The following is a 12,408-nucleotide window of genomic DNA, read 5'->3' on the forward strand; positions in this document are numbered from 1 at the left end:
CTCAGGCGCCCGGCGGCGTGGCATCCTCCCGATTGTTGCCATCGCCTTCGGCATTCCCATCACTGGCGCGCGCCGCCAGCCGCTTTGCCTGGCGGCGCGCACGCCGCAGGCTGCGGCGATCGAGCTGGAATTGCTCGAAGCGCCAGATCAGGTAGCACAGCGCCACGAACGGCCACATCCACCCCAGCCATTGCGACAGGCTGTTGAAGTGGATGAAGCGCCCTAGCCGCCAGCCCTGCTCCGAGATCCAGGAATACGGATTGGCGGGCAGCAGGTTGGACAGCGTCACCAGCAGCATCAGCGTGGCGAGCGCCAGCGCGCCACGCAGCCAGCGCGGCAGCCGCAGCAGCAAAACCAGCACCAGCGAGCCCGTCAACAGGGCAAAGCGGCCGCCTTCGGACAGCCAGTTGAAGGCGTTGTCGTCCGGGAACTGCATCTCGGCCACCACGGCTTTCAGCAGCAGCGCGCTGGCCAGCAAGGCCGCCAGGATGCGCAGCATCGGCGCCTGCCTGCGCATGGCGATCGAGGCAAACAGCCCGGTGCCCACCCAGCCGCATCCGGTAACGAGTGACTCCAGCAACTGCTGGCCTTGCACGTCATCCGGGCGCAGCAGGCTGATGCTCTCGATCAGGTCGGGCAGCCCCGGGAAAACGCCTTGCAACCACTGCACGGGCCAGGAGTCGGGGTCGGTCAGCCACTCGCGCACGATCCCGCCCATGCCGAACAGGTGATCCTGCGGGAAGATCTGCGCGAACGGCCACAGCAGGATCAGGATGATGGCAAAGCTGGCGTGCGGCTCGAACCACGCCATGCGCAACTGGCGCAGCGAGCCGCGATCGATCAGCGCGGCCGAGAAGGGCGCCACCGCGGCGCCGCCCAGCAGAGCCCCCAGCGCGTTGGTCATCAGGTCGATATTGGACGAGACGCGGTTGGGCAGCCAGGTCTGCAGCGCTTCCATGGTGCCCGACAGCAGCGTGCCCGCCACCAGCGCCAGCAGCACGGCGCGCACACCGGAGATGCGCGGGTGCAGCGACAGCACCACCAGCGCGCCAAGCGGGCAGTAGCCCAGCACGTTGGTGATGAGATCGAACCCGGTCAGGTAGCGGGGCTTGGGCGCGGTGATGAAGGCCAGCGCGGAGATGCCGTTGTCGGTCCAGCCCGTGAACGGGTACAGGCTGCCATAGACCACCAGCAGGGTGAAGCACAACAGCCCCACCCGCGCCAGCGGCGAGTGGCGCGGCGGCGGTGGCGGTGGGGGGGGGACGAGCGGCGCGGGAGCCGATGCCATGCGCGGCCCTCTTACTGCAGCGGCAGCGTGGCCACCCAGTCCAGGATCGCCGCAATGGCGGCATCGCTGCCGGTGGCCAGCGCCTTGACGCCGCCGGCGCCATCGGCCGTGGCGGCGGGCTGCGCCACCACGAAGGTTTTCTGCCCGATCAGCCCGCTGCGAAATACCGTGGCGCGCACGCGGATCACGCCGCGGCTGGCGCTGGCGCTGTCGAACACCTGCTCGAACTCCAGCACGTCGATCTTGAGCGCCGGCGCGGTAGTGTCGCCGAGCCAGGTCAGCGCGCCGCGCGAGGCCACGGCCTCGCGCAGGCGGTCGTCGAACAGGCGCACCGGCGACATCACCCAGCGCTGCGTGGCATAGGGCTGCAGGCGCTCCGCCTGGGCGTAATGCAGCCGGTAGTACAGCGAGTTGCCGTCCAGCCAGGTAGGGCCATCGGTCTGCGCCACGCGCATCTTGGGCAGGTGCACGGCGTCAGGTGCGGCGCCTGCCGGCGGGCCCAGATCGTAGGTGATGGTGGGCGTGGAAGGCGTCAGGGCACAACCGCCCAGCAGCAGGCAGGCCAGCGCGACGCCGGCGGCCAGCCGGCGCGGCAGGGCGAAGGTGCCGGGTGTTTCGCATCCGTCCGGCCGGGTTTGGGCATTGCGCATCATGATGTGCCTTGGTTTGCTCGAAGGATTCGCGGCGCCAGCCTGGCGGGCCAGGCGTGGTGCGCGTGCGGCGAGTGCGTGGGTGCGCGGCATGAGGGCTTGCGGTCCGCGTCAGGGGGCCTGGAAGCCGGGCTCGCCCGGGCCCGGCACGGCGGCAGGGCCGCCAAACAGCACGCTGCGCGGGCTGTCGTTGAACTGGCTGGCGGCGCGGTCGATGCTGCGCATGGTCTGGCGCGTATCGCGCGCGAGCCCGTTGATCTGCGGCAGCGTGTCTTGCGAGACGCCGCCAGCGGCCGACTGCACGGAATCGGCGGCGCCCTGCAGGTCGCGCCCGACGCGGTCGACGGTACGCATCACGGTACCGTCGGGGCTGGCCAGCTCCTGGGTGAGGCGCCGCGTGGAGGCCAGCGTGGCATTGAGGTTTTCGGTCACCTGCGGCAGCTGGCGTACGGCCGGCGCGATCGAGCTGGCCAGTTGCGAGTAGTCGTCGGCGGTCTTGTGCACCGAGCGGATCGCCTCCATCAGATCGCGCCGGTTGTCGGCCTGGAACATGTCGTTCAGCGAGCCCATGATCGTCTCCAGTTGCGTGAGCAAACTGTCGCCGCGCTTTTCCAGCTCTTCGAAGAAGCCGGCCCGCATGATGATGCGCGCCACCGACTTGGAGGAGGTGGCCAGGTGCGGCGACGGCGCGCCGCCTTCCTGCGCGGTGGTGTCGTCGAGCTGCACGTAGCCGATCCCGGTCACGCCCTGGAAGCCGAGCGTGGCATAGGTGGTGTGGGTGATCGGGGTGTCCTGGTTGACGCTGATGCGCACGATGATCTGGCCCGGCACGGTTGGATCGAAGCGGATCGACACCACCTTGCCGACGTCCAGCCCGCGGTACTTGACGTCGGCCTGCGGCCCCAGCCCGTTGACGGTGGAGCGGGTGATCAGGTCATACGGCACGCGCACCGCGTGGTCGCTGCTGAACCAGAAGATCGCGAACAGCACCAGGATGGCGAGTCCGATCGTGAACACGCCGGCCAGGAAGGCGTGTGACTTGTTTTCCATCATGCTTCTCCAGATTGCGGGCCTGCGGCTGTTGCCGCATGCGTTGCCGCGCGTGCCGCGTCCGGCAAAGCCGGGAGCGCCTGCATGGCGCGCTGCCCGCGCTCGCCCAGGAAATATTCGTGGATGAACGGGTGGTCAACATGCACCAGTTCCCGGATCGGCAGCGCGGCGAGTACCTTGTGGTCCGCCAGCACCGCGACGCGGTCCGACAGCGCCACCAGGGTGTCGAGGTCGTGGGTCACCATCACCACGGTCAGCCCCAGCTCGCGGCGCAGTTCGCGGATCAGCGCCACGTAATCGTCCGAGGCCATCGGGTCCAGCCCGGCGGTGGGCTCGTCCAGGAACACCAGCTCCGGCTCCAGGGCCAGGGCACGCGCGAGCGCCACGCGCTTGATCATGCCGCCGGACAGGTCGGACGGCATCTTGTCCGCATCCCGGGCCGACAGCCCCACCAGCTGCAGCTTGAGCAGCGACGCCGCGCAGATGAGATCGTCGGGCAGGGTGCGAAGTTCACGCAGCGGCAGCGCGATGTTGTCGATCACCGACAGCGCGGAGAACAGCGCGCCGCGCTGGAACTGCAGGCCCCAGCGGTTGCGCAGGGCTTGCAGCTGGGCCGCGTCGAGCTTGGTGAGGTCCTCGCCGAACACACGGATGGTGCCGGAGGTGGGCCGCTCCAGTCCCACGATCTGGCGCAGCAGCACGGTTTTGCCGCTGCCCGAGCCGCCGACGATGGACAGCACTTCGCCCCGGTACACATCGAGGTTGAGGTGGTCGTGCACAACCGCCTCGCCAAAGCGCTTGACCAGGTCGCGTACCTCGATCACGGTGGTGCGCGGGGCGTGCTGCACGGTGCCCGAAGGCGGCGTTGCGGTGGCGGCCGTGGTGGTAGTCATAAACCGATGTCCTTGAACAGGATGGCGAAGATGGCATCGGCCACGATCACAACGGTGATCGAGGTCACCACCGAGGCGGTGGTGCCTTCGCCCAGGCTGCGTGTGTTGGGCTCGATGCGCAAGCCGAAATGGCAGGCGGTGAGCGCGATCAGGATGCCGAACACCACGCCCTTGCCCAGGCCCATCCACAGGTTGGCCACCGGCACCGCATCGGGCAGCGCGCGCAGGAAGAAGGCCACGCTGATATCCAGCTGGAAGTGCGCGGCCAGCATGCCGCCGGCCAGCGCCAGCACGTCGGTCCACGCCACCAGCAGCGGCATGGCGATGGCCAGCGCGATCACGCGCGGCATGATCAGCCGGAAGCCGTGCGAGATGCCCATCACGCGCATCGCATCGAGCTCCTCGGTGACCCGCATCACGCCGATCTGCGCGGTGATTGCCGAGCCCGAGCGCCCGGCAATCAGGATGGCCGCCAGCACCGGGCCCAGCTCGCGGATCACCGCCATGCCGAGGATGTTGACGATAAAGATGCTCGCGCCAAAAGTGCGCAGCTGGTTGGCCGACAAGTACGACAACACGATGCCGATCAAAAAGCCGACCAGCGCGGTGATGCCGAGGGCCTTGTAGCCGACGTTGTAGATATTGGCGGAGATCTCGCGCCAGGGGCCGCGCTGCGGCGCGCGCGCCAGGCGCAGCAGGTCGAAGGCCAGTTGGCCCAGCATGGTTACGCCATTGCCGAGCTGCGAGAACATCGACAGGATCGAGGCACCGAACAGGGTCACCGGATTGAACCGGTCCACGATATGTTTCTTCCAGTTCTCGCGGCGCAGCCCGGCGATGCGGGTAAAGACGCGGCGCTGGGCCTCGTTGGCGTCCAGCTTCTCGGGCAGCTTGCCGCCCCAGGCCTGCCACATCAGCTGTGCGCCGATGTGATCGAGCCGGGCGAGGCTTGCCAGCGACCAGTGCGCGTCCGCGGCGATCGTGTGCAACTCGTTGCGCAGCGCGCGGGCGCGGTGGCAATCGGAGAGCGCAAGCGCTGTCCAGTCGCCGCGCAGTTGCACGGTTTGCGCTCCGTCCGCGCGCGTCACTTCTATGGCTGGCGTGGTAGGGCTTTCCAAAGGAGGGGGAGAAGTGATGGGCAAGTCCCGATTCTATGCCACCCGCAGCGTCAGCGGGCGCGCGCAGCGCCTCGGCCGTGGATTCGCACGGCTACAATGCGTAGCTGCTTGTGCCCATTGTGTTGTCCATCGTCGAAACGCATGTCCGCTGACCAATCCTTGCCCACGCCAGACCCGACCCCTACGGCCGCCGCTCCCGCGCAAGCCTGGCGCATCGACCCCGACCGCCTGCGCGCCGCGCTCACCGGCCCCGCGCGCGGCTGGGCCCTCGGCGTGGTCGACGAGACCGGCTCCACCAACGCCGACCTGACGCTGGCCTGCCGCAGCGCGCCATGGGCCGAGTCCGCCACGTTGCGCCTGGCCTACCGGCAGACCGCCGGGCGGGGCCGCCAGGGGCGTCCCTGGCAAGGCCAGGCCGGGCTGACGTTCTCGGTGGCGCTGCCCTTGCCGCTAGCGCCCTCGCAGCTGAGCGGGCTGAGCCTGGCGGTAGGGCTGGCGCTGGCCGAGGCGCTGGGCGACTGCGACGCGCGTCTGGGCGCCGCCGTTGGCCTGAAATGGCCTAACGACCTGCAGATCGACGGCCGCAAGCTGGCTGGCATCCTGATCGAGTCGGTGCCGGCGGGGCCACAGCGGGTCTGGGCCGTGGTCGGCATTGGCCTGAACCTGGTGCGCGATGCGCAGATGGAAGCCGCGCTCGGGCGCAGCCTGGCCGGCGTGACCGAATTCCTGCCGGGCTGCGATCCCACCGTGCTGCTGGCTGCGGTGCTGAACCGGCTCGCGGTGATGCGCGAGGATTTCCTGGCGCAGGGCTTTGCGCCGATGGCGCCCCGCTGGTCCGCGCTCGACGCCTATCGCGACCAGCCAGTGCGCTTGCTGCACGACGGCCGCGTGCAGGCCGAAGGCCTGGCGCGCGGTGTTGACGGCGACGGCCACCTGCTGCTGGAAACGCCCTCGGGCCTGGAGCGTATTGCCAGCGGCGAAGTGTCGCTGCGTCCTGCGGACAACGCGGCGGATAAGGCGGCGGATAAGGCGGCGGATAAAGGGGCGCACGCATGAGCGGCGCCAGCGCCGGCATGCCGCGTGTTCCGCAACTGCTGATCGATATCGGCAACACCCGCTTGAAATGGGCCTGGTGCGACGAGGCCTGGTCTGGCGCCGTGCTGCACGAGGCTGCATTGCCCACGCCCTGGCCGCACGGCGGCGCGGTGGCCCATGGCGAACTGGCCACGCTGGTGGCGCAATGGGCATCGCTGCGCGCGGCCGGCGCCGGCGGCGCGCAGCCGCTGGTGTGGGTCAGCAACGTGGCCGGCCCGGCCATCGCGGCGAGCCTGCAAGCCACGCTCGACACCGTGTTCGGCCCTGGCATCGGTGTGAACTGGGTACGCTCGGGCCCGCGCTTCGGCGGCCTCGTCAACGGCTACCGCGAGCCCACGCAGCTCGGCGTCGACCGCTGGATCGGCAGCATCGGCGCGCGCTGCTACCGCCCCGAAGGCGCTTTGCTGATCGTCACCGCCGGCACCGCCACCACGCTCGACGTGGTGAGCGCGCAGCACCGTTTCGAAGGTGGCCTGATCCTGCCTGGCCTGGACCTGATGCTGGGCGCGCTGGCGCGCAACACGGCGCAATTGCCGTCCCTGGACGTGAGCGATGCCGGGCTGGCCACGCCCTGGGCCGACAACACCCGCGACGCCATCGCCGCCGGCTGCCTGGCGGCCCAAGCCGGTGCCGTGGAGCGCACCTGGCGCGCGCTGAGCGAGCGCGGGCCGGTGCGCTGCCTGCTCTCCGGCGGCGCCCGCCATGTGTTGGCCAACGCGCTCTCCATGCCGTTCGAGATGCACGATAATCTCGTGTTGCTCGGCCTGCATGTGATGGCCTCGCAAAGCCCGGTCGGCACAGCGGGCTGAACCCGCATCAGGCCACATCGCCTTATTCACCCGTCGCTCCACCCCAGCATCGCCCCCAATGCTCCAACGAAGCCTCCTAATCCTGCTGGTCCTGGTCAATGCGTTGCTGCTGGCCGCCGTGCTGGGCGCGTTCGGCCCACAGCCGCTGGCCGGCTGGCTGGAAAGCGCGCGCGAGCCCGAACGCGCTGCCCAGCAGGCGCGCGCCGAACGCTTCCGCCAGATGCCGCAGCCGAGCGGCAAGCGGGCGGCATCCGGGCCCGCCACCGCGGCAGCCACAACCGCAACCACAACCACAACCGCAGCCACTTCCCAAGCCGCCGCACCAGCCATGGCTTGCGTAGAGATTGGTGGCTTCAACGGGGAACTGGTGCGCAAGGTGGCCGATGAGCTGGCCAGCGCCCCGCCCGGCGCCTGGCGCGTGGAACAGTTCGAGCGGCAGGAGCAGGCGCGCTGGTGGGTCCACCTGCCGCCGCAGGCCTCGCGCGAGAACCTGCAGCGCAAGCTCGGCGAGTTGCGCCGGCGCAATATCACCGATGTATCGGTGGTCAACGCCGGCTCGCCGGAAACCTATACGGTGTCGCTGGGCTTGTTCCAGGAGCGCGAGCATGCCGAGCATTTCCTCGACAACCTGCGCGAGCACGGCGTGCGCACCGCGGTGCTGACCGATACGCCGCATCCGCTGACGCGCCAGTGGCTGCGCGTGCGCAACGCCGACGCGGCACTGCGCACGCGGCTGGACGAGATGCGCCAGCGCTATGGCGCGCAGGACTTGCTGACCTGCACCTGAGCCGCGCGTCAGCGCTTGCTGCTTCGCTCAGCTGCCCTGGCGTACCTTGGACAGCAGCTTGGTGGTGGAGCGGTCGTGCAGGAACGCGATCGCATGCGCCTGGCCGCCCCAGCTGCGCACCAGGCGGGTTTCTTCCAGCGTATCGATGTCGTAGTCGCCGCCCTTGACATAGATGTCCGGGCGCACCAGCCGGATCAGCTCGACCGGCGTTTTCTCGCGGAACATCACTACCAGATCCACCGACGCCAGCGCCGCGATCAGCGCCATGCGATCCGATTCGTGGTTCAGGGGACGGTCGTCGCCCTTGCCGAGCATGCGCACTGATGCGTCGCTGTTGACGCCGACTACCAGGCTGGCTCCCAGGGCCTTGGCTTGCGCCAGGTAGGTGGCGTGGCCGCGGTGGAGGATGTCGAAGACGCCGTTAGTGAAGACCAGGGGGCGGGGGAGGGTGGCTAGTTTTTCTGCTAGCGCGGCTGGGTTGTCGGGGGGGACTAGTTTGGATTCGAAGGATGGGGGGGGCATGATGGAGGTGTTGGGGTAGCCGGTGGGTTCTGCGATTGTCTTCGGGTGAGGGCGCAACTTCAATGTCAACTGCTTAACTTCAACGGCTTAACGTCAAAGACAAAAGCTGAAAGTCAAAGGCAGTTTCACCACCCCTGCGGGGCGGCGACCTACTTTCTTGTCTCGCCAAGAAAGTAGGCAAAGAAGCGACCCGGATGGGGCGAAAGCCTCCTCGTCGGCAGGCAAAAAGAGCGGCCGGAGGCCAAACTCGCATCGCCTTAAGGCGATGCTCAAACATGGCCTCCTCGTTTCCGCTCCTTTTGCCTTCCGACGAGGCGCCCCATAACGGGAGATGAAAACCCAGACGGCTCGCTGCGCATCGCGGGTGGGTGATTGCCGCCTGGGGGCGGCAATCACGGCTACACCGAATCGAAATTTGATCCCACTGTGGTAAGCCGTGTTTCCCGCCCCCAGGCGGGCAACACCCGTGCGCGATGCGAAGCGAGCCGTGAAGGTGTGCCAAGGCCGTATGGGGCGCCTCGGGATTTCACGAAAAGAGCGGAAAAGAGGGACCCATGTCTGAGTATCGCCTTAAGGCGATGCGAGTTTGGGTCCCGGCCGCTCTTTTCGTCGAATCCCGAGGGGTAGTCGCCCCATCCGGCGCGCCTTTTTTGCCTACTTTTTTGGCAAGACAAAAAAGTAGGTCGCCGCCCCGCAGGGGAGGTGAAACTGCAGTTGCTTTTGACTTTGACGTTAAGCCGTTGCTGTTGCAGTTTGCAGTTGCAACCACAACCAACCACAACCCAACACCCCCAAAAAAACAAAACCCCATCATCCGATGGGGCCCGTCCCGCCGAAGGCGCCAAAACTACACCCCCAGCCAAAAACCAACTTTATGCCTGCGCCGGCTGCGCACCACCCGCCGCCTGCAACCGCACATTCAATTCCTTCCGATACCGGTTCAAATCCTGCACGGTCTCGAAAGTGCGCTCGAACAGCAGCGACATATTGTGCAGGATCCGCTCGATCACCTTCTTCTCCCAACCTTCGTCGAAGCGGATCTGCTCGTCGAGCCAGTGCTCGAGCCAGTCCGGGTCCGGCAGGCGCGACTGGATAGTGTCGTTGGGGAACAACGCCTTGTTGACGTGCAGGTTGGTCGGGTGAAGCGGCTTTTCCGTGCGGCGGGCGGAGGCCATCAGCACGCCGATCTTGGCGAAGGCCGAGCGGGCGCTGTCGCCGAACTGGTTCAGGTATTTCTTCATGTAGCGCAGGTAGGCGCCGCCGTGGCGGGCTTCATCCTGCGACAGGGTGCGGTAGATCTGCTTGATCACCGGCTCGGTGTGCCATTCGGCGGCACGGCGGTACCAGTGGTTGAGGCGGATCTCGCCGCAGAAATGCAGCATCAGGGTTTCCAGCGGCGGGGCCGGGTCGAACTCGAAGCGCACGGCGTGCAGCTCTTCTTCGGTCGGCACCAGGTCCGGGCGGAAGCGGCGCAGGTATTCCATCAACACCAGCGAATGCTTCTGCTCTTCAAAGAACCAGATGCTCATGAAGGCCGAAAAGTCGGAATCGTGGCGGTTGTCGCGCAGGAACATCTCGGTGGCGGGCAGGGCCGACCATTCCGTGATGGCATTCATGCGGATCGTCTTGGCCTGGTCGTCAGTGAGCAAGCTCGGGTCGAAGGAATCCCAGGGGATGTCCTTGTCCATGTGCCAACGTACCGCTTCCAGCGATTTGAACAGTTCGGGGTAGAGCATGGTAAGCCTTTGAAATTACGGGCAGATTCTACCAGATGCGAATTATTCCCAATGCCCTTTTTAAGCGCAAAGGAAGGGGGTGTTTGCGGCTGAACCTGCACGATGCCCAATTTATGGGCGAATATCGCGCCTTTCCTTGCTTTTGCTGGTGCGAAAAAGAGCGGTATGCATTGCTCCGCACGAGGTCAGGCGATGCGGAAAACCTGTTGTCACCATAAGTCAGGCCGCCACACCGGCGGGTGGTTCGACATCAAGTGTAACCGTCCGTGCCGGCGTTGCGTTCGTGTCGTCGCCATAATCGGGCGGGATGACGTCATAGAGGAACGCCGCGAGTTCGTGCTGTTGCGCCAGGGCGTCTTTCTCGCCCAGGTCGATCAGGGCCTGGGTGAACTCGGGCTCGAACAGCAGGTAGCTGGCAAAGGCCGCGCCGCGCGCTTCGGTGCCGCCCAACGGCGCCAGCAGGGCGCGCACGGTGCGGGGCAGTTGTTGCACATGCGTCGCGGCAATGGATTCGATGGGCTCGCTGGGCGAGATCGTCATCACTTGCACCGGGCGCCAGCCTTCGCTGTCGTTGGCGATTTCCGGCATGCGCGAGAGCAGGTTGTTGATGTGCTGCAGCCGTTCCAGGTCAGCGCTGAGGCCATCGAGGAAGATGCTGGCCAGGGCCTGGCCCCCTACCTGCGCCAGCGACGGGTAGCCGCCGGCCGGCACGGTGTCGAACCAGCCGGGACGCTGGCGCGAGGCCGCGCCGATGGCCAGGATGCGAGATGCGCCCAGGTGGATGGCCGGCGACAAGGGCGACATCTGGCGCATGGTGCCGTCGCCGAACCACTCATGGTGGCCTTCAAGCTCCAGCGGCAGCGCGGGGAACAGGAAGGGGATGGAGGACGATGCCAGGAGGTGGTCCACGCCGATCTTGGCTTCCACGGCCAGCCGCTGGCTGCGGCGCCACGGATGGATGCGGCGGTGTGACTGGTAGAAGGTGACGTGGCGCCCGGTGCTATAGGACAGCGCCGTCACGGCAAAGGCCTGGAGGTCGCCGGCGTCCAGGCTGGCCTGCACCCGCTCGGAGTCGAACAGCTCGCTGAGCAGGCTGCCCAGCGGCGCGTTGTCGAACAGCGCCCGCGGCGCGCGCCGGATGGCCCAGCCGAAGGCCAGCGCGGAGAGCCACCGCGCGCCGGATGCACCCACGCCGACGATGCCGGTGCGGTAGACATCCTCGGCATGGATGCCGCCCCACAGCGCGGCCAGGCTATCGGCCGCGGCGCGGAAGTTGGCCGCGTTGATCGCCATGCCGGCGCCGTTGATGGCGCCGGCCGACGTGCCGCAAATGATGTCGAAGGGAATGCGGCCACGATCGCGGCCGTGCTGCGCGGCTATGCGTGCGAGGCCGCGCAACACACCGGCCTGGTAGGCGGCGCGGGCGCCGCCGCCCATCATGATCAGCGAGGTGGTCTTCACTGCAGGCGTCGGCTCCGAAGTTGGATCACGGGGTTCCCCTGGCGTCGCGCGGCTCAGGTACGGTTCAGGCTCAGGACGGCTCGCCGGAAGTACCGGTCGAGCCGTTGGCGCTGCCTTCCTGCTCGGCGGGCTTGGCCGCCGCGGATTTCTTGCCAGCCGGGCGTGTTGCCTTGGGCGCGGGTTTGGCGGCCGGCTTGGCCCCGGCCTTGGTGCCGGCTGCCTTGCTGGCTGGCTTGTGGGCCGGCCTGGCCTTGCTGGCCGGCGCCTTGCCTTCGGGCTTGGCGGCGGGAGCGGGCGCGGGCGCGGCTTCCGGCGCGGCAGCGCCGGGCATGCCGGGCATGCCAAAGGCGCCCAGGTTGCCGAGATTTCCAAACGGCGACATGCTGGCGGTGGCGGCGCTGCTGGCGATCTGGTTGAACTGCTGCTGCAGCACATCCCACCACAGGCTGGCATCCGGCGGGGTGGCCTCACCCGGGCCGGCAGCGTGGCCGGATGCTGCGGCCGGCTCTTGCGCCTGGCCAGCTTCGGGCGCATCGGGGCCGTTGTCTTCCTCGTCCTCGTTTTCCTCGACCGTGGGCTCGGGCCAGACGCGCCTTGCCGCGGGGGGCTCGGCGGGGTGCTGGTAGGGCGCCGCGCTGGGCGAGTTGGCCGTGCGCGCCACGTTTTCCATCGCGCTTTGCATCGCCTCCGGCGAGAGCGCGTTGCCGATGGTCTGCAGCGCCACCAGCGTGGCGCGCTGCACTTCCAGGCCCTGGATGGTGGTGCGCAGCAGGTTGGTGTTGAGCTGCAGCCAGCCTTCCACGGCCTTGAGGTCGTGGATGCGCTTGTCGACGTCTTCCAGGTTCATCGGTGGGGTCATGGCCTGCAGGCCAGGCATCAGCCCGCCCGGCATGCCGGCGGCACTGCCCCACATCTTGCGGAGGAACTCGAAGCCGTTGGTGAAATCTGGAATCTGGCCGAACATGGTCTCGCCTCCGGGGGTCGGCAGCCGGCGGCGCC

General features: G+C 67.8%; 12 protein-coding genes. 3 read left to right on the forward strand and 9 right to left on the reverse strand.

Features of this window, described 5'->3' with window-relative positions:
* Position 1 precedes the first annotated feature (1 nt).
* From ACX12D_RS00840 to ACX12D_RS00860, 5 genes are all read right to left on the reverse strand, one after another.
* Positions 2-1,288 carry a VanZ family protein gene (locus ACX12D_RS00840; RefSeq protein WP_459372558.1) on the reverse strand — a complete coding sequence of 429 codons (1,287 nt, stop codon included), beginning with the start codon at positions 1,286-1,288 and terminating at the stop codon, positions 2-4.
* Positions 1,289-1,299: 11 nt separating this feature from the next.
* Entirely contained in the window at positions 1,300-1,938 is a 639-nt protein-coding gene (locus tag ACX12D_RS00845; protein WP_459373893.1) for an ABC-type transport auxiliary lipoprotein family protein, read from the reverse strand.
* A 111-nt stretch (positions 1,939-2,049) separates the two neighbouring features.
* Entirely contained in the window at positions 2,050-2,991 is a 942-nt protein-coding gene (locus ACX12D_RS00850; RefSeq protein WP_459372559.1) for an MlaD family protein, read from the reverse strand.
* Entirely contained in the window at positions 2,988-3,881 is an 894-nt protein-coding gene (locus ACX12D_RS00855; RefSeq protein ID WP_459372560.1) for an ABC transporter ATP-binding protein, read from the reverse strand. Before ACX12D_RS00855 ends, ACX12D_RS00850 begins: the two co-directional genes overlap by 4 nt.
* Positions 3,878-4,999 (reverse strand): MlaE family ABC transporter permease, encoded by a 1,122-nt coding sequence (locus ACX12D_RS00860; RefSeq protein ID WP_459372561.1) that lies wholly within the window; start codon positions 4,997-4,999, stop codon positions 3,878-3,880. The genes ACX12D_RS00855 and ACX12D_RS00860 overlap by 4 nt, the downstream gene beginning before the upstream one ends.
* A gap of 141 nt (positions 5,000-5,140) precedes the next feature.
* Between ACX12D_RS00860 and ACX12D_RS00865 the strand changes: the two genes are divergently transcribed.
* The 3 genes from ACX12D_RS00865 to ACX12D_RS00875 are packed head-to-tail and all read left to right on the forward strand — an operon-like array spanning position 5,141 to position 7,690.
* Positions 5,141-6,055, forward strand: a complete 915-nt coding sequence (locus tag ACX12D_RS00865) for a biotin--[acetyl-CoA-carboxylase] ligase (protein ID WP_459372562.1) — start codon at positions 5,141-5,143, stop codon at positions 6,053-6,055.
* Positions 6,052-6,903 carry a type III pantothenate kinase gene (locus tag ACX12D_RS00870; protein WP_459372563.1) on the forward strand — a complete coding sequence of 284 codons (852 nt, stop codon included), beginning with the start codon at positions 6,052-6,054 and terminating at the stop codon, positions 6,901-6,903. Before ACX12D_RS00865 ends, ACX12D_RS00870 begins: the two co-directional genes overlap by 4 nt.
* A gap of 58 nt (positions 6,904-6,961) precedes the next feature.
* The gene (locus ACX12D_RS00875; protein WP_459372564.1) at positions 6,962-7,690 is read left to right on the forward strand and encodes an SPOR domain-containing protein; all 729 of its coding nucleotides are present in this window, start codon (positions 6,962-6,964) and stop codon (positions 7,688-7,690) included.
* Positions 7,691-7,717: 27 nt separating this feature from the next.
* On the opposite strand, the gene rfaE2 is transcribed toward ACX12D_RS00875, so the two are convergent.
* The 4 genes from rfaE2 to ACX12D_RS00895 form a co-directional block, all read right to left on the reverse strand.
* On the reverse strand, positions 7,718-8,212 hold the full coding sequence (gene rfaE2 / locus ACX12D_RS00880) for a D-glycero-beta-D-manno-heptose 1-phosphate adenylyltransferase (RefSeq protein WP_459372565.1): 495 nt from the start codon (positions 8,210-8,212) through the stop codon (positions 7,718-7,720).
* Between the two features lie 872 nt (positions 8,213-9,084).
* Positions 9,085-9,948 carry a ferritin family protein gene (locus tag ACX12D_RS00885; RefSeq protein WP_043342844.1) on the reverse strand — a complete coding sequence of 288 codons (864 nt, stop codon included), beginning with the start codon at positions 9,946-9,948 and terminating at the stop codon, positions 9,085-9,087.
* A 219-nt stretch (positions 9,949-10,167) separates the two neighbouring features.
* Positions 10,168-11,388, reverse strand: coding sequence for a patatin-like phospholipase family protein (locus ACX12D_RS00890; protein ID WP_459373894.1), 1,221 nt, complete (start codon positions 11,386-11,388; stop codon positions 10,168-10,170).
* A gap of 91 nt (positions 11,389-11,479) precedes the next feature.
* Entirely contained in the window at positions 11,480-12,373 is an 894-nt protein-coding gene (locus ACX12D_RS00895; protein ID WP_459372566.1) for a PhaM family polyhydroxyalkanoate granule multifunctional regulatory protein, read from the reverse strand.
* Between the last annotated feature and the right edge of the window lie 35 nt (positions 12,374-12,408).

The sequence above is a fragment of the Cupriavidus sp. PET2-C1 genome (assembly GCF_054515855.1).

Bases quoted from the DNA above. Each gene is read 5' to 3' on its own strand.
- ACX12D_RS00885 (WP_043342844.1), bottom strand. From the start codon at position 9,948: ATGCTCTACCCCGAACTGTTCAAATCGCTGGAAGCGGTACGTTGGCAC.
- ACX12D_RS00870 (WP_459372563.1), top strand. From the start codon at position 6,052: ATGAGCGGCGCCAGCGCCGGCATGCCGCGTGTTCCGCAACTGCTGATC.
- ACX12D_RS00845 (WP_459373893.1), bottom strand. From the start codon at position 1,938: ATGCGCAATGCCCAAACCCGGCCGGACGGATGCGAAACACCCGGCACC.
- ACX12D_RS00850 (WP_459372559.1), bottom strand. From the start codon at position 2,991: ATGATGGAAAACAAGTCACACGCCTTCCTGGCCGGCGTGTTCACGATC.
- ACX12D_RS00840 (WP_459372558.1), bottom strand. From the start codon at position 1,288: ATGGCATCGGCTCCCGCGCCGCTCGTCCCCCCCCCACCGCCACCGCCG.
- ACX12D_RS00875 (WP_459372564.1), top strand. From the start codon at position 6,962: ATGCTCCAACGAAGCCTCCTAATCCTGCTGGTCCTGGTCAATGCGTTG.
- ACX12D_RS00890 (WP_459373894.1), bottom strand. From the start codon at position 11,388: ATGATGGGCGGCGGCGCCCGCGCCGCCTACCAGGCCGGTGTGTTGCGC.
- ACX12D_RS00865 (WP_459372562.1), top strand. From the start codon at position 5,141: ATGTCCGCTGACCAATCCTTGCCCACGCCAGACCCGACCCCTACGGCC.
- rfaE2 (WP_459372565.1), bottom strand. From the start codon at position 8,212: ATGCCCCCCCCATCCTTCGAATCCAAACTAGTCCCCCCCGACAACCCA.
- ACX12D_RS00895 (WP_459372566.1), bottom strand. From the start codon at position 12,373: ATGTTCGGCCAGATTCCAGATTTCACCAACGGCTTCGAGTTCCTCCGC.
- ACX12D_RS00855 (WP_459372560.1), bottom strand. From the start codon at position 3,881: ATGACTACCACCACGGCCGCCACCGCAACGCCGCCTTCGGGCACCGTG.